The 16,107-nt window shown below is 63.2% G+C and carries 16 protein-coding genes; 7 read left to right on the top strand and 9 right to left on the bottom strand.

Going from position 1 to position 16,107, the window contains the following annotated elements:
- Positions 1-34 precede the first annotated feature (34 nt).
- Together hflC and hflK are read right to left on the bottom strand one after the other, a co-directional pair.
- Positions 35-892, bottom strand: a complete 858-nt coding sequence (gene hflC, locus LZ536_RS05795; protein WP_249847342.1) for a protease modulator HflC — start codon at positions 890-892, stop codon at positions 35-37.
- The gene (hflK, locus tag LZ536_RS05800; RefSeq protein ID WP_249847343.1) at positions 889-1,980 is read right to left on the bottom strand and encodes an FtsH protease activity modulator HflK; all 1,092 of its coding nucleotides are present in this window, start codon (positions 1,978-1,980) and stop codon (positions 889-891) included. The genes hflC and hflK overlap by 4 nt, the downstream gene beginning before the upstream one ends.
- 71 nt (positions 1,981-2,051) lie before the next feature.
- On the opposite strand from hflK, the gene LZ536_RS05805 reads away from it, so the two are divergent.
- Positions 2,052-3,005: an Mrp/NBP35 family ATP-binding protein gene (locus LZ536_RS05805; protein WP_249847344.1), complete on the top strand. Its 954-nt coding sequence runs from the start codon at positions 2,052-2,054 to the stop codon at positions 3,003-3,005.
- A 25-nt stretch (positions 3,006-3,030) separates the two neighbouring features.
- Here LZ536_RS05805 and LZ536_RS05810 read toward each other — a convergent pair whose 3' ends face one another.
- The 4 genes from LZ536_RS05810 to LZ536_RS05825 all read right to left on the bottom strand — a co-directional run bounded on the left by LZ536_RS05810 (position 3,031) and on the right by LZ536_RS05825 (position 6,240).
- Positions 3,031-4,377 (bottom strand): TldD/PmbA family protein, encoded by a 1,347-nt coding sequence (locus LZ536_RS05810; RefSeq protein ID WP_249847345.1) that lies wholly within the window; start codon positions 4,375-4,377, stop codon positions 3,031-3,033.
- Between the two features lie 17 nt (positions 4,378-4,394).
- On the bottom strand, positions 4,395-5,312 hold the full coding sequence (ubiA, locus tag LZ536_RS05815) for a 4-hydroxybenzoate octaprenyltransferase (protein ID WP_249847346.1): 918 nt from the start codon (positions 5,310-5,312) through the stop codon (positions 4,395-4,397).
- Positions 5,313-5,390: 78 nt separating this feature from the next.
- Positions 5,391-5,711 carry a hypothetical protein gene (locus LZ536_RS05820; RefSeq protein ID WP_249847347.1) on the bottom strand — a complete coding sequence of 107 codons (321 nt, stop codon included), beginning with the start codon at positions 5,709-5,711 and terminating at the stop codon, positions 5,391-5,393.
- Positions 5,712-6,015: 304 nt separating this feature from the next.
- Positions 6,016-6,240 carry a tautomerase family protein gene (locus LZ536_RS05825; RefSeq protein ID WP_249847348.1) on the bottom strand — a complete coding sequence of 75 codons (225 nt, stop codon included), beginning with the start codon at positions 6,238-6,240 and terminating at the stop codon, positions 6,016-6,018.
- 417 nt (positions 6,241-6,657) lie between these two features.
- Between LZ536_RS05825 and LZ536_RS05830 the strand changes: the two genes are divergently transcribed.
- From LZ536_RS05830 to pip, 5 genes are read left to right on the top strand one after another with little or no spacing between them, the layout of a single operon-like run.
- Positions 6,658-6,993: a PilZ domain-containing protein gene (locus LZ536_RS05830; protein ID WP_249847349.1), complete on the top strand. Its 336-nt coding sequence runs from the start codon at positions 6,658-6,660 to the stop codon at positions 6,991-6,993.
- A gap of 40 nt (positions 6,994-7,033) precedes the next feature.
- The gene (locus tag LZ536_RS05835; protein ID WP_249847350.1) at positions 7,034-7,774 is read left to right on the top strand and encodes a 16S rRNA (uracil(1498)-N(3))-methyltransferase; all 741 of its coding nucleotides are present in this window, start codon (positions 7,034-7,036) and stop codon (positions 7,772-7,774) included.
- A gap of 12 nt (positions 7,775-7,786) precedes the next feature.
- The gene (locus LZ536_RS05840) at positions 7,787-9,163 is read left to right on the top strand and encodes a glutamate--cysteine ligase (protein ID WP_249847351.1); all 1,377 of its coding nucleotides are present in this window, start codon (positions 7,787-7,789) and stop codon (positions 9,161-9,163) included.
- A gap of 5 nt (positions 9,164-9,168) precedes the next feature.
- Positions 9,169-10,173, top strand: a complete 1,005-nt coding sequence (locus LZ536_RS05845) for an ATP-grasp domain-containing protein (RefSeq protein ID WP_249847352.1) — start codon at positions 9,169-9,171, stop codon at positions 10,171-10,173.
- A 4-nt stretch (positions 10,174-10,177) separates the two neighbouring features.
- Positions 10,178-11,143, top strand: a complete 966-nt coding sequence (gene pip, locus LZ536_RS05850) for a prolyl aminopeptidase (RefSeq protein WP_249847353.1) — start codon at positions 10,178-10,180, stop codon at positions 11,141-11,143.
- Between the two features lie 61 nt (positions 11,144-11,204).
- Here the strand turns inward: pip and LZ536_RS05855 are convergent, their stop codons facing one another.
- The 3 genes from LZ536_RS05855 to ku are packed head-to-tail and all read right to left on the bottom strand — an operon-like array spanning position 11,205 to position 15,635.
- A complete protein-coding gene (locus tag LZ536_RS05855; RefSeq protein WP_249847354.1) occupies positions 11,205-12,194 on the bottom strand; it encodes a fatty acid desaturase in 990 nt (329 codons plus the stop codon).
- 51 nt (positions 12,195-12,245) lie between these two features.
- On the bottom strand, positions 12,246-14,729 hold the full coding sequence (gene ligD, locus LZ536_RS05860) for a DNA ligase D (protein WP_249847355.1): 2,484 nt from the start codon (positions 14,727-14,729) through the stop codon (positions 12,246-12,248).
- Positions 14,730-14,732: 3 nt separating this feature from the next.
- Positions 14,733-15,635, bottom strand: coding sequence for a non-homologous end joining protein Ku (ku, locus tag LZ536_RS05865; RefSeq protein WP_249847356.1), 903 nt, complete (start codon positions 15,633-15,635; stop codon positions 14,733-14,735).
- A 109-nt stretch (positions 15,636-15,744) separates the two neighbouring features.
- Here ku and LZ536_RS05870 point away from each other — a divergent pair, with 109 nt between their 5' ends.
- Entirely contained in the window at positions 15,745-16,059 is a 315-nt protein-coding gene (locus LZ536_RS05870; RefSeq protein WP_249847357.1) for a hypothetical protein, read from the top strand.
- Positions 16,060-16,107: the final 48 nt, after the last annotated feature.

Below are 16,107 nucleotides of genomic sequence, written 5' to 3' on the forward strand. Positions count from 1 at the left end.
AGCTCATGAACGCAAATTGAACATTGCTGGATGCCTATCGTCCAGAAAATTCCTTCAAATAGGCATTGTCAGGCGACAAAATGACGGTTGTGGGGCCGATTTTCTCGGTTCCGTCACCCAGGAACGTCGTCCGGTAGCTCTGCATGGCCCGATAGAAGTCGTAGAATTCCGGGTCCTTGCCGAAACTCGCCGCATAGATGCGCGCGGCTTCCGCATCGGCATCTGCCTGGATGATCAGGGCCTGTTTCTGGCCTTGGGCACGGATTGAACGGGCCTCCTGCTGGCGGGCGCTGATCATGCGGTTGTAGGCCGATTGCAGTGGCGTGCCGTCGGGCAGGTCCGCCTTCTTGATGCGGACATCGACAATCTCGACGCCATATTGCCGGGCAACCCGATTGAGGCCGGTGCGGATGTTCTCCATGACACCTTCGCGCTCGGGGCTGAGCAGCGATGCGAACGGCCGCTTGCCGAGCTCGTTCCTGAGTTGGGAGCCGAGAATCGGCCGAAGCGCGTTCTCGACACGGTCCTCGGTCCTCGCCGCAATATACATGCGCAGCGGATCCACCACGCGATAACGGGCGAAAGCATCGACCTCGAGCCTCAGCTGGTCGGTCGACAGCACCTGCTGGCGCTCCATGTCGATGTCACGGACGCGCTTGTCGATCCAGACGATATCCTCGGCGAACGGGATGCGCGCATTGATGCCGGCGCCAACCGTGCCGAAGGGCCGCTTCGGATCGTAACGGTTGATGATCCGGACCGGCTTGCCGAACTGGACGACGACGCCCTGTCTGGTTTCAGGCACGATCGAGATGCTGCTCATGACCAGGGCAAGCACGAACAGGGCAAGCAGGCCTGCCCACAAAGGATGGCGGCGAACGAAGTCGATCATTGGGCTGGCTCCTTCGGCGGAGTTCGCCTCAACTCATTCAGGGGCAGGTACGAATTGACGCCCGGCGCCTCGACGATCGTCTTGTCGACACTCTTCAGGACGCGCTCCATCGTTTCATAATACATGCGCCGCTTGGTCACGCCCGGGGCAAGCTTGTACTGCTCATAGACCTTGTCGAATGCAGTGGACTCACCCAGTGCCTGCTGCCGCAATTGCAGCGCGTAGGTGTTCGCGCGGTTGACGGTTGCCTGGGCATCCTGCTGTGCCGCCGTAACTTCCTTGAAAGCGTCGTTGACCGCGGCGGGCGGATCCGCCTGGCGGATGGCAACGCCCTGCACCGAGACGCCGGATTTGTAGAAGTTCAGCGTTTGCTGCATTTCTTCCGCGACCCGCGATTCAATTTCGCCGCGCTGGTTGCCCATTGCACCTTGCAAGGAAACGTTGGCGATCACCTGCCGCATTGCGCTCTCGGCAACCTGGCGGATCGTATCCTCCGGCTCGGCAAGCTCGAACATGAAGAGTTCGGGATCGCTGACCTTCCAGCGGACCTGGTACGCGATATCGATCATGTTCTGGTCGCCGGTCAGCATCAGCGTCTCTTCGCTGGCCGAACCAAGGTTGATCTCGCGGATGTTCTCGACGTCCAGTTTCTGCACCCGGTCGATCGGCGCCGGCAGGGTCCAGCCGATGCCCGGTGTCAGCGTATGGCTGTAGCGGCCGAACCGCGTGACGACGCCGCGCTGCTCCGGCGCGATGCTGTGCATGCTCGTACCGACCAGCCAGATCGCGACCAACGCAATGACGACCCATTTGATAAGGCCTGACGGCGCTTGGCCGGAGAAACCGCCACCACCGCCGCCGCCAAACCGCTCGCGGCTGCGCGTCAGCCATTCGTCGAGGCTGGAGACGTTGCCCGAGCTCGGCGGCTCGCCCTTGCGGCGGCGCTTGGGCCCGTCGCCCCAGGGCCCGCTATTGTCGGGCGGCGGCTTGTCACCGCCATCGCCTCCGCCGGGCGCCTGGCCCCATGGTCCCTTATTGTCGCTGAACAGGCCGCGACCCAGCGAGCCCAGCCCCGAGAAGATGCTCATACGCCCCACTATAGGAAGCCGTCGGGCCGAAAAACAGTGGCAAGCGAAACGAGAGTGCCTAAGTGGCCCAAATGCCCGATCTCGACGCCCTTGATCATCATCCCGATGTCGCCCGCATTCGCTCACGACGCCTGACCGGCAAGGTGGCGACCCTCGTCGTCGACGCGACCGGCTTGGATGACGGAGAAAAGGAAAAGCTTGAACTGAGCCTCAAGGAGGCCGCGCTCGCCGTTCCCGGCATCGAGGAAGCCCGCATTGCACTCACCGCCACCAAGCGCGGGCGGACCGTCGTCGCCGTCGGCAGCGGCAAGGGCGGCGTCGGCAAATCGACGCTCGCCGCGAACCTCGCCGTCGCCTTGGCGCGCCTCGGCCAGAAGGTTGGGCTGATCGACGCCGACATATACGGCCCCTCCCAGCCAAGACTGTTCGGTGCGACGCAGCGCGCCGAAGCCAAGGACAAGCAACTGATCCCCGTCGAGGCGTACGGTGTGAAGTTGCTTTCCGTCGGCCAGCTGGTCGCCGAAGGCACCGCCCTCGCCTGGCGTGGCCCCATGGCGTCCGGCGCCTTGAACCAGCTGATCGATGCCGACTGGGGCGATGCCGAGCTGATTGTCGTCGACCTGCCGCCCGGCACCGGCGATGTGCAACTGTCGCTGATCCAGAAAGCGCGGCCTGCCGCCGCCGTCATCGTTTCGACGCCGCAGGACCTGTCGCTGATCGATGCCGCCCGTGCCATCGACCTGTTCGAAAAGACCCATGTTCCGATCGCCGGCGTCATCGAGAACATGGCCGGCTACGACTGCCCCCATTGCGGCCAGCCGTCCGACCCGTTCGGTCATGGCGGGGCCGAAGCGGAAGCCAAGCGGTTGGGCGTCGCCTTCCTCGGTCGCCTGCCTTTGTCCGCCAGCCTGCGCGAAGCGTCCGACGCCGGCAATCCGCCCGCCGCCGGCGAGGGCCCTGCCGCCGCAGCCTTCGCAGACCTCGCCCGCAAGCTGCTGGTCCAGCTGGAGACAATCCGCGGTTGAATGTGCCGCCTGTGGCGCAGAACGCCTAGGCCGACGCCACCGTCATTTCCGGGACCAGCACCGTCGGCGCATCCACACCACGGCGAAACCGGAGGTCGCTCCCCGGCTCCAGCGTCAGGAACATGTCCTTCAGGTTCGACGCGATCGTAATCTCCGCAACCGGGCCGGCGATCTCGCCATTTTCGATCAGGAAACCCGCCGCGCCCCGGCTGTAATCGCCGGTCACCGGATTGACACCCTGCCCGATCAGCTCGGTCACCAGGATGCAGCGCGGGAAGGCCGCAACCAATTCCTCGCGGCTCCGCTCACCGGCAGCCAAATAGAAGTTCGAAGGTCCCGCACCCGGCGCACCGCTCACCCCGCGCACCGCGTGGCCGGTCGGCTGGATACCCAGCTGCCGCGCATCGGCGCTGGTCGCGAGCCAGGTCGTCAGCACCCCGTCGGCGACGATGTTCATTGCCCGGACCGGCAGGCCCTCGCCGTCGAACGCCCGGCTCCTGATGCCCCGCTTGCGAAACGGATCGTCGTGGATGGTGACGCCCTTCGCGAACACCTGCTCGCCCAGCCTGTCTTGCAGGAAGCTCGTCTTGCGGGCGATCGAGCTGCCCGTGATCGCCCCGGAGAAGTGGCCGAGCAGCGTCCCGGCGACCCGCGGCTCGAACAGCACTGGATATTTGCCTGGCACGATCTTGGTATTGCCCAGCCGCGCGACCGCACGTTCCGCCGCCCGCCGCCCAATGGCGTCGGCGTCTTCCAAATCCTCGGCGTGGCGCGCGCTGTGCCAGCCATAGTCGCGCTGCATGCCCGAACCTTCGCCGGCAACGACGCTGACCGAACAGCTGTGCCCCGAAGCCCGCGTCCCGCCGGAAAAGCCGCCGCTCGTCGCCAGCGCGAAGGTCGATGCGGAGGCCGAAGCGCTGCCGCCATTGCTGTTGGTCACGCCCGCCACCGCCAGCGCGGCGCTCTCCGCTTCCAGCGCCCGCGCCTTCAGTGCTGCCGGATCAGGCTCGATCGCGTCCCAATTGTCGAGATCAGCGAGCTCGCCGCACAGCAGCAATTCTGCGGGTGCGAGCCCGGCATAAGGATCCTCCGGCGCCTCACCCGCCATGGCGATCACCCGCCCGACCAGCGCCGACAGCGCCTCGTCACTCAAATCCGACGAAGCAACGCTCGCCGACTTCGACCCAACAAAGACGCGCAGGCCCATTTCCTCGCCCTCAGAGCGATGCACATCCTCCAGCGCGCCTTTTCGGACCTGCACGCCGCTCGACCGCTCGCCGACATAGACGGCGTCGGCGGCATCGGCCCCGGCGGCGCGCGCCTGTTCGACCAGTTTTTCGGCTTTTTCGCGGGCGGAAGCGACGCTCAACATGGGCGCGGGTTAGGCGCTCAACGGACCGCGCTCAACCCCACCACGAGCATCGCGAAAAACACGAGCGCGCCGCACCACCGGTTGGACCGGAACAGATTGAGCGCTGCCTCCCCGTCCTTCGGGTCGGCCCGCAACGCCTGGTTGGCGAGGTGGATGGCCGCCGGAACAAGAGCAGCCAGTGCCAGCCAGGTCGGCTTCACCTGCCATAGTGCCGCGCCCCATCCGGCCAGAGCCAGCGCGTAGAACATCCCGACGCCCAGCGCCGCCTTGCCGCCTAGCCGCCGCGCGCTCGACCGGACCCCGACCAGCGCATCGTCTTCCATGTCCTGGATGGCATAGAGCGTGTCGTAACCGATCACCCAGGCGACGCTGCCAAGCCACAGCAGCACCGGCGCCAGGTCCATCGATCCCGTCACCGCCGGCCAGCCGACCAAAGCACCCCAACTGAACACCAGCCCCAGCCAGGCCTGCGGCCACCAGGTGATGCGCTTCATGAAGGGATAGGCGGCAACCAGCGCCAGGCTGCCGAGCGCCACATATTGCGCCGTCCGCTCCAGCTGCAGCAGAACCACCAGCCCGACCAGGCACAGGCCGATGGTCAGCACCCAAGCTGCTTTCAGGCTCACCCGTTCGCTCGCCAGTGGCCGCAGCCTCGTCCGCTCCACCTGCCGGTCGAGGTCGCGGTCGACGATGTCGTTATAGACGCACCCCGCGCTCCGCATCGCGAACGCACCGAGCGCCAGCCACAGAAACAGGTCCCAGCGCCCCTGCACCCCCGCCAGCGCCACGCTCCATGCACAGGGCCAATAGAGCAGCCATGTCCCGATCGGCCGGTCCACCCGCATCAGCGACGCGTACGGCCGCAGCCGAGGCGGCAAGGCCCCGATCAGCCCGCGGCGTTCACTGTCAGGGACGGTTTCAGTACTAGCAGTCACGCGGCTCGATTAGCGGACGGGATTCATCTTGTCGCTAATGTCCGCTTTCGACCCATTGCGGACACTAAGCGCGCGCGATCAGAGAACCTCTAGAACCTTGCCAACAGCGACAAGGCGCGAACCCTCTTGGATGCGCCATTCTCTACCCGGATAGATTTGCCCTTCGAGCGCTGGCCACCACCATAGCGTGATTGATGCTTCAACTGAGTGTCCCGGATGGACCTCAACACCATCGGGCAGTTCGATAAACCCCACTGTCATTTGGCGGTCGTCGGGTCCAAAGAAGTTATGATTGGGGCGATAACTACCGAATATGGGGCCTTTGCGTCCCCCTTCGGCGGTTGAAAGAAAACGCACCACGGCACGCACCGTTACCATGTCTGGCTCGTTCTTAGTCATTAGTCTTTTGTGGCAAAGCTAGTGTCCGCTTTCCACCCAAACCTGCCACTAGAATTCGCTGTCCTACAGCCACAGGGCTATGTCACGACGCCCTCGGCTCTTTCGCAGCGTCGATTCTCCAATCCCGTTTTGGAGCAAAGGTAACGGGGGTAACGACCCCCCGTTTTGGTAGGGAAAGTCGTTACCCTAACGCTTCCGGCTCAACTCCCGCATCGCGTCGTCGAGCTCTTCCAGAGCCAGGGAATCCATGCGGTCGTGCATCGTCCCAAACGCATGCGGCTGACCGTTCACCCGGTGAAGCGGGTCATGCCGCTTTTGGCGTTGCAGCCATCTGCGCGTGAACAATCTCCGGGCTCAACAGCCGGCCGCCAACAGCCCAATGGTCAATCTCGTTGAGCTTCACCCAGGTGACTTGCCGCATGGCTTCGCCTTCGACCGAAATCATGGCTTCCGTCACCCTCTCGATCATGTCCTTCTTCTGGTCGGCGGTGAAAATGCCTTTGACCACGTCGATTGTAACCAGCGCCATATCAGCCGTTCCTTCTTATCCCCGGGTCGCGATACGGCTCTGCACAATTGCGGCCCAACAAATCCTCCGATGACGCCTATAAGCGCCGCTTATCGAATCGTCCGCTTCGCGCTCCTGGAGGATTTTCCTGTCCTACGGCTACGCGGCTGTGCAACCGAGCCAATGGCTCATTCGCATCGTTATGATCTGCACATTCTCGCATGCGCGCCCGCGAGCACGCACGCGCTGTGAGGGCGACTTTAGCGAACTTTGACCTTCCGTCAGCGCGAACATTGTGAACATTCGGCTCGCGGCCTCCCCCTTTTTGTCATCCCGCGAAATGTCCGGACGGCACCCGCTTTCAACCTATTCTGGCATTAACTTCCTGTTTATTGATGCAAATTAAACAGGAGATATTGGACCGTGTTGGGGGGACCAATGAGTAGCGTAATCGCGTTGGATAGTCTGATTAAGCGTGCCGACCGGCATGAGGTGAATGTCGCGGCGCTTGCGTTCCGATTAGACGGAACCAGTCTGGGGGTCACCATTCGCAACATCTCGTACAATGGATGCCTGATCCTGGCGGATGCCGCGTTCGCCATTGGTGAGAAACTGAGGCTCGCGATCCCGCGAATGGGAGAGATTAGGGCACAGGTTAGATGGTCCTCGAATGAGGGTAAGGCGGGCGCATGCTTCATTCTTGAAGAAATTCGTCCGGACGAACCTCATCTTCCCGCGAAAGCGGGAACCTGGTTTTCTACCTCTTCCGGGTAACCGCTTTCGCGGCGGTGACGAATGTTGTTAGTGTCCGCCGATGCCCGCAACCCCCGCCTGGCCGCCGAAAAGCCTGCCGCGCCTGTTCGTCGGCGGGCCGCTTGGCCCCGGCATTTCGGTCGAGCTGGATTCCGGACAGGCCAATTATCTCGGCAATGTCATGCGCCTGAAGACCGGGGATGAAGCCTTGCTGTTCGATGGCGCTTCTGGGGAATGGCTGGCCCGCGTCACTGACGCCGGCAAGAAGCGCATGACGCTCAGCATCGAGCGCCGCAGCGGCGAGCAGGAGGCCGTTCCCGATTGCTGGCTCGCCTTCGCGCCGGTGAAACGCAGCCAAACCGACTGGATGGTTGAAAAGGCGACCGAGCTCGGCATCGCGCGGCTTCTGCCGGTGACGACGAAGCGCACCATCGTCGAGCGTGTGAAGCTGGAGCGGCTGGAAGCCATCGCCATCGAGGCCGCCGAGCAGTGCAACCGCACCACCGTCCCCGACATCGCCGAGCCCATCACGCTCGACACTCTCCTCAAGGGTCGCGACCCCGAACGCACCCTCTACTTTGCCGATGAAAGCGGCGGCGAACCTGCCCTCCACGCCATCAAGCCCGGCCCCGCCGTGTTGCTGACCGGCCCCGAAGGCGGTTTCACCGACAAGGAGCGCGACGCCATCCGCGCGGCGCCCAATGCCGTCGCCATCAGCCTTGGTCCCCGTATCCTCCGCGCTGAAACCGCGGCACTGGCCGTCGTCACAACCTATATGGCGCTCGCCGGAGACTGGCGCTAAGCGCGCCCACGAATGACAACCCGAACCGATGACACGCCGGCGAGCCATCGCCTGATCGAGGGCCGCGAGGACCTTTTGTCCGTCTTTTCCGGCGGTGAGAAGCCGCGCGAGAATTGGCGGATCGGCACGGAGCACGAAAAATTCGTCTATCGCTGCGCCGACCATCGCGCGCCGAGCTGGGACGAGACCGGCGGCATCCGCGACCTGCTGATGGGCCTCACCGAGTTCGGCTGGCGCCCGATCGAGGAGAACCGCAAGGTCATCGCGCTGTCGGGCCCCGACGGCACCATCAGCCTGGAGCCCGCCGGCCAGTTCGAACTATCGGGCGCGCCGCTCAGGGACCTGCACGAAACCTGCGCCGAAGCTGGCCGCCACCTCGAACAATGCAAGACGATCGGCGACCGCCTCGGTCTTGGATTCCTCGGCCTCGGCATGTGGCCGGACAAGGCCCGCGCCGATTTGCCGATCATGCCCAAGGGCCGCTACGACATCATGCTGCGCCACATGCCGCGTGTCGGCACGCTCGGCCTCGACATGATGCTGCGCACCTGCACCATACAGGTGAACCTCGACTATTCGTCCGAGGCGGACATGGTGAAGAAATTCCGGGTCGGCCTGGCACTGCAGCCAGTCGCGACAGCGCTCTTTGCCAACTCGCCGCTGACCGAGGGCAAACCCAACGGCTACAAGAGCTTCCGGAGCCACATCTGGGAGGACACGGACCCGGCGCGCACCGGCATGCTGCCCTTCGTCTTCGAAGACGGTTTCGGCTACGAGCGCTACTGCGACTACGCGCTCGATGTGCCGATGTACTTCGTCTATCGCGACGGCAAATATATCGACGTCGCCGGCGAAAGCTTCCGCGATTTCCTCGAAGGCAAATTGCCGCAACTGCCCGGCGAGAAGCCGCGCCTTAGCGACTTCATCGATCATCTTTCGACCGCCTTCCCGGAAGTTCGCTTGAAGAGCTTTCTCGAAATGCGCGGCGCCGACGGCGGGCGCTGGGGCAAAATCTGCGCCCTTCCCGCTTTATGGGTCGGCCTGCTCTACGATCCGGCAACGCTCGACGCGGCCTGGGACCGCGTCAAGCATTGGACGATCGAGGAGCGCGAAGCTCTTCGTCACGCAGTTCCCCGGCAGGCGCTCGAAGCGCCGATCCCCGGCGGCGGCACCATGCATGACCTCGCCCGCGAGGTGCTCGACATGGCCTCGGCCGGTCTCACCGCCCGCGCCGAACTGAACGCCAGCGGCGACAATGAAGGCGGCTTCCTCGATCCGCTGCGCGAAGTCGTCATGACCGGAGTCACGCCCGCCGACCGGCTGCTCGACAAGTATCGCAACGAATGGGGCGGCGATGTCCGCCACATCTACGACGAGCTCAGCTTCTAGGGCTGATGGGCAATCCCTGGGCCTACGACTTCACTGCTGTCGGCGCCCGGACCTCGCCTCTGCTGATCGTCCACGGCAGCGATGTCGAGGCCAGGGAGAAGGGTGAAGGATATCGCGTCAGCGGCAATTCCGACATCTATCGACTTCTGCCGGAGGGCATGGCCGTCGATCAGGTCAACCTCAGCAAGCAGTTCGTCAAAGGCCCGCCGCCCGATCCGGCGCGCTACGACTGCGTCCTCAACCTGGTCACCGATCCTGACCAGCACCCGAAAACACTCGAGAAAGTTCGCAAACTCCTCAAGGGCTACAAGGGACGTGTCGTCAATCGTCCCGAGGCAGTGCTCCGGTCGAGCCGCGACCAGGTTGCGAAGCGTCTCGGCGGCATCGACAACCTGCGGGTGCCGAAGGTTCTGCGGCTTCGCAATCCGAAGCCTGGAGGAGCGGTCGCCGCCGCCGGGCGCCAGGGTCTCGACTTCCCGATCATCGTCCGCCTTGCCGGTTCGCACATGGGCAAGATCGTCGGCCTCGTCGAAACACCGCAGCAGCTGGACGAGGCCTGCAGTGGCAAGGGCGAATTCCTGCTAATCGAATTCGTGGATTTCAGGAGTGCCGACGGCCTCTATCGCAAGAGCCGCCTCTGGTCCCTCGGCGGCCGGACGATCCTCCGGCATTCGGTGGCCCAGGATGACTGGAACGTCCACGTGCGCGCCAGGCATTATATGCTGTCGCACCCCGAGTTGATCGAACAGGAATTGCACCTCTTGCGGCGGCTGGAGGGCGATTTTCCGGAGCCGGTCCATAAGGTTTTCAATGCGGTCAAGGAGCGCATGGGTCTCGACTTCTTTGGCATGGACTTTGGCATTGCGCAGGACGGCCGCGTCGTCCTGTTCGAAGCCAATGCAACGATGAGCTTCTTCCCGCTCGTCCCCCACCCGCGTTTCGCCTATTTCGAAAGCTTGCTGCAGCCGGCCCGTGCCGCGGTTGCCGCCATGATCGGACGTCGGGAGTGAATGCATGACCAATGACCGCCGCACCCTCTACCCAGAGTTCGAGCCTTATGAGAGCGGCATGCTGGACGTCGGCGACGGTCACAGCCTCTATTGGGAGCTATCGGGCAATCCCGACGGCAAACCCGTCGTTTTCCTGCACGGCGGTCCGGGCGGCGCCTCCAGCCCGAGCCACCGCCGCCAGTTCAATCCCGAGAAATACAAGATCCTGGTGTTCGACCAGCGCGGCTGCGGCAAGTCGACACCCTTTGCCAGCCTCGACAACAACACGACCTGGGACCTGGTCGCGGATATCGAGAATCTGCGCACGCAAGTCGCGGAGGTAGAGAAATGGCAGGTGTTCGGCGGAAGCTGGGGGTCGACGCTGAGCCTTTGCTACGCTGTCACCTATCCCGATCGCGTCACCGAGCTGGTGCTGCGCGGCATCTTCCTCTTCGACCAATATGAACTCGACTGGCTCTACAAGGAGGGCGGCGCCTCCTCGCTTTACCCGGACAAGTGGGACGACTTCGCCGGCTTTATTCCCGAGGCCGAGCGCGGCGATCTCCTCACCGCCTATCGCAAGCGGCTCACCAGCGAGGACCAGGATATCCAGCTCGCCGCCGCCAAGGCCTTCGCGGTCTGGGAAGGCAATGTCGTCACCTTGCTTCCCGACCCGGCCGTGATCGATGACTTCGCCGAGCCTCACAAGGCGGTCGCCATCGCCCGGATCGAGAACCATTACATGATCCACAAGGGCTGGCTGGACGACGGCCAGTTGCTGCGTGCGGCGGCGGAAAAGCTGCGCGGCATTCCGGGAATCATCGTCCAAGGGCGTCACGATTGCTGCACTCCGCCCCGCGCCGCCTGGGCGCTCAAGAAGGCATGGCCCGAAGTCGACCTGCAAATCGTCCCCGACGGCGGTCATCTGTACAGCGAACCCGGTGTGCTCGACGGACTGGTGCGGGCGACAGACAGGTTCGCGGAACTTTGAGGCAAGCGGGCACGCGACCCTTCGCTAAAGCCCAAAGGAGCGGGCCGAAAAAGGCCGTTAGTCAGGCGGCAGCCGCATCTTTCATGCGCTCCGGCATCGGACGCACGATGCGGTTGTGCAGCCGGAAGTCACGGCTGAAGAGGACATGGAATAGGAGCCTGGTCCACGACCGGTGGTGATAGAGGTGATCGTAGAACTCCGGTGCAGCCGCGCGGACGGCCGGAAGCCGCGACCACGACACGTGGGGAAAGTCATGGTGCTCATTATGGTAGCCCATGTTGAACGATAGTTTGTTGAGCGGGCCATAATAAGAATAGGTCTCCTGCCCATCCTTGAACATGTAATGCTCCTGGATCCATCGCGCGCCCACGGGGTGCACGCCGAGGGCGAAGACAGTCGAGGCAAACAGATAGGCGACCGGCCACCACCCAAAGAACCAGATGACAGGCGCCATGGCCCCGACCATCGCGACGGCGTTGATCACTACCCAGCGGTCGACGCGGCGGATCGCCCTTACGGTGGTTGGACGCAATAGGCCCTGCACTGCCCAAAACATGCCGAGCCACACAGTCTTGCGCCACGGACTGTTGCCGACCCAACTCGCTTCTTTGGGTGTCGGCACGTCGGCGTCGAGCCCCGGTGTGCCGAGATAGGAATGGTGAAGGAGATGGTAGTTTCGAAAGCCGATCGCGGCCGGGAAGACAATGGCGACATTGGCGAAGATTGCGCCAAGACGGTTGGAGTTCGCGGTCCTGAATACCAAGTTGTGCGAGTAATCGTGGATCAGCACGAACAGTGCATGATTGGCGAAAGCGCCGACCGCATAGGCCGCGACGATGATGATCCACCAGTGCGCCCCGAGGACCGTAAGGCCAACGCCGATGGCCAATTGCAAGGCGACGAGCAATATTGTCCACAGAGCCGACCGTCGGTCGCGCTTGAAGAGCGCCCGAACCTCGGGATGGTTTGCGAGGATCTGCTTTGCCCGCTCCCGGTGCGGGATCGGCAGGTTGCTCAGCGCGAACGCCGTAGGTGCTGGTTCGGCGACCACATGCTCACATTACGACAGTCAAGATTGTCTGCAATGGGTCGAAAGCAAACCCTAGGCGTTCGGCAGCTTTTGCTTCGCTTCGCCCCAGCCGGCGAGCAGCTTCGACGACGCACGCTCGATCAGCTTGTCGGCGTCGAGGATGGAAAAGATGTTGCCGCTTTTGATGTCGTCCAGCTCTTCCCAGGCGATGGGAGCGGCGACGGGGGCGCCGTCGCGGGCCCTTGCCGAATAAGGCATGACCGCCGTCGCGCCGCGCTGGTTGCGGAGCCAATCGAGGAAGATGCGGCCCTGCCGCGCCACTTTGCGGATGTTGGCGGTGAAGGTCTGCGGCTCGGCCTCGGCAATGGCGCGGGCGAAGCGTTCCGCGAAGTCGCTGACTTTGGGCCATGCCACACTTGCGTCCAACGGCACGATGACGTGAATGCCCTTGCCGCCGGTCACCATCGGGAAACTGACGAGACCAAGGTCGCCAAGAAGCGCCTTTAGCCGCACCGCCGCGGCGCGGACGTCGGCGAAGTCGAGGCCGACATCCGGATCGAGGTCGAAAACCAGGCGGTCCGGTTTCTCCAGCGGCTTCACCCGGCTGCCCCAGCCATGCACTTCGATCGTCCCCATCTGCACCAGGGTCAGCAGGCCCTTGGGGTCGGCGATGTAGAGATAATCCTCCGTTGCGCCGTTCTTTTCCTTGACCGGGACATGCTTCACGTCCGGGCCGAAACTGCCGCTGTCATGCTTCTGGAAGAAGCATTTCTTTCCTCGACCCTGTGGACAACGCACCAGGCTGATTGGCCGGTTGGCGCTGTCGACCATCATCAGGTCGGCGACGGCGGCATAATAATCGGCGAGCTGGCCCTTGGTCAGCTTGTCGGCGTCGAAGATGATGCGGTCGCGGTTGGTGACCCGGATACCCAGCGCCTCGGCGGTCGGCCGGTCTCCCTTGGCTTCGGATTTGGCGAGATGCTTGGGCACTTCGCGGACCACCTCTTTCGCGCTCTTGTCATCGCGCAGGGCGATGAAACTCGGATGCCGTAAAGTACCAGCAGTCGTGAATTCGGTGAACGCCACCTCGCCGACCAACTTGGGCTGCAGCCAGTGCGAGCCGCGACGGGCGGAGCGTGGGACCTCGAGCGGCGGTGCATCGACCTCCAGCGGCTTCATCGTCGCGATGAGGTCGCTAATCATCTTGGTGTCGAAGCCGGTGCCGACCTTGCCGGCGTACGTAAGCTTGCGGCCCTCCTTCACTGCCAGGTGCAGCGAGCGGAAGCCGCGGCGTTTGTCGCTTTCCTGCCAGCCGACGATGATGAATTCCTGCCGCTGGATGCATTTGATCTTCAGCCAATTACGGGAGCGCGTGCCGGAATAAGGTGCGTTGGCCTTTTTCGAGATAATTCCCTCGCCACCCTCCTTGCAAATGGCGTCGAACAGGGCCTCGCCCTTGCCGATAACATGGTCGCCGTAGAGGATCGGATGGCTCGCCGACTTGAGCAACGCCGCCAGGCGCTCCTTGCGCTCGACGTTGGGCAGCTTGGTGATGTCTTCGCCGCGATCGACGAGCAGGTCGAAAGCGTAGAAAGCCAGGTCGGCCTTCCCGCCTTTGAAGCTCGCCTGGAGGAGCTGAAAGTCAGGCTTGCCGTTGGTATTTAGGGCCACGGCCTCGCCGTCGATCAGGCATCCGGCTGGTAATGCCGAGGCAGCTTTAACGAGTGATCGGAACTTATCGCTCCAGTCATTGCCCTTACGGGTGAAAGCGGTCGCAGCCCCGCCAGCCGTCGCGATAAGGAGCCGATAACCGTCATATTTATATTCATGCAGCCAGCCGCTGCCGGTCGGCACTTCGTCGACCAATGTCGCCAGCTGCGGCGCCTGGAATTTCGGCGGTCCGGCGCCGGCCTTTTTCTTGGCGCGGCCGCCCTTCTGCCGGCCGCGATCGGAGCGCCACACGTCGGCCCCGGCGGCGATCTCGGCCATGGTCCGCCCGGTGGTGACGCTGGTCACGCATTCCTCAACCAGCGCATCGCCCTCTTCGGGCTTGGCAAAGTCATCGGTGATCTTCTTCAGCATCCACGGCTCGGCCTTCTCTCCTGGCTTCGGTTTCAGGCGGAACATCACCCACTCTCCTTTCATCCGCTCGCCATCGAGAGCGAAGTGGAGATGGCCTTCCTGGATCGTCTTGCTGGGGTCCTTGCCGGGTTCGGGAATCCAGCGGCCCTGGTCCCAGAGCATGACCGTCCCGCCGCCATATTCACCCTTGGGAATAGTGCCCTCGAACCCGCCATAGTCGAGCGGATGGTCTTCGGTCCGCATGGCGAGCCGGTTTTGGCCCGGGTCGAGGCTGGGTCCTTTGGGTACCGCCCAGCTTTTCAGCACGCCGTCGAGCTCCAGCCGGAAATCCCAGTGCAAGCGCGAGGCATCGTGCTTTTGGACGACGAAGCTGTCGCCCCTGCCTTTCAGCTTGCGGCCTCTTGGCTCCTTCGTCTTCGAGAAGTCGCGTTTCTTGTTGTAGGTCTCGATATCGAGGGGAACCTTGCGGGCCATGACCTAGCGCCGCCCTCCCGCTGCGCGCTTCTTTGGGGCGGCTTTCTTCGCCGTGCTCCGCCGCGGCGCCGGTTTGGCCGAGGCAGGCTTCACTGCCGGCTTCTTCTTTGGCTCTTCCTCATCACCGCCGAGGCTCTTTTTCAGCGCGGCCATCAGGTCGATGACGTTGGAGCCCTTGGGCGGTCCCTTGTCCGGATCCTGGATGACCAGTTCGCCCTTCTTCTTGCGCTTTTCCGCGATAAGGCCCTTCAGCGCGTCGACATAACGGTTGTGGAACTCGCTGGCGTCGAACTTGCCCGCCTTCTTGTCGATCAGGCTTGTCGCCATATCGAGCAGGTCTTCGTCTGGCTTCGTGTCGCCGATGTCGCGGAAGTAGCCCTGGGCCTTGTTGACCTCGTCAGCATAGCGAAGTGTCTCCAGCAGCATGCCGCGGCCACAGGGCTTCAGCGCTACAACATATTCCTGGCCGCGCATCGCCAACTGGCCGATGCCGTATTTCTTCGCTTGCCGAAGCGCCTCGCGGATAACGACGAATGCCTCTTCCGCGAGGTCGTCCGCCGGCACCACGTAATAAGGCTTGTCGAAATACATGGGATCGATGTCGCTTGAATCGACGAACTGGACGAGGTCGAGAGTCTTGCGGCTCTCCAGCTTGACGTTCTCGATCTCTTCGGGCTCGAGCAGGACATATTCGCCCTTCGAGACCTCATAGCCTTTGATGATTTCGTCGCGGTCGACCGGCCCGATGCCGGGCACGACCTTCTCATATTTGATCCTCTTGCCGGTCGGCTCGTGGATTTGATGGAAGGCGATCGTCGCGCCGCTCCGGGTCGCCGAATAGAGCTCGACCGGGATCGAGACCAACGCCAACCTGATCTGTCCACGCCATATCGGCCGCGCCGCCATTCTCGCCTCCGTTGCTGCCGGGGGGATTCAATCGCTAGCCATGCGGACTCGTTCCGCATCTGCCCATCGGCTAGAATGCCGAGACGGGAGACTTTTGCTTATGGTGCCCATGACGACGATCAATGCTGCGTCCGCCCAGAAGCAGGCCGCGAGGCAGAAGATCATCAAGCAGTTGCAGGGGGCGGGCGCCACCAGCATGCAAATGCCGGGCTCGGTCGAAGTCGAGGCCGACGAGGCCCAAGAAGCGCTTGCCGACTTGCTGGCTAAGGGCGAGGTGCGGGAAGCCCGCTCCGGGCTCTATTACCTGGATGAGACCAATGTGAAAGAAGCGCAACCGGGAAACGGGTTTGTCGCCCTTCTGATCATTCTTATCGTCATCAGCGTCACGGCCTCGGTCGTCGCACTGACCACCAGCGGCGGATAATTATTTCCGCGGGGCTCATCCAAAGCCCAGATCCGCAGCGTCTATTGC

This window comes from Sphingomonas alba, from assembly GCF_023516555.1.
Classification (GTDB): Bacteria; Pseudomonadota; Alphaproteobacteria; order Sphingomonadales; family Sphingomonadaceae; genus Sphingomicrobium; species Sphingomicrobium album.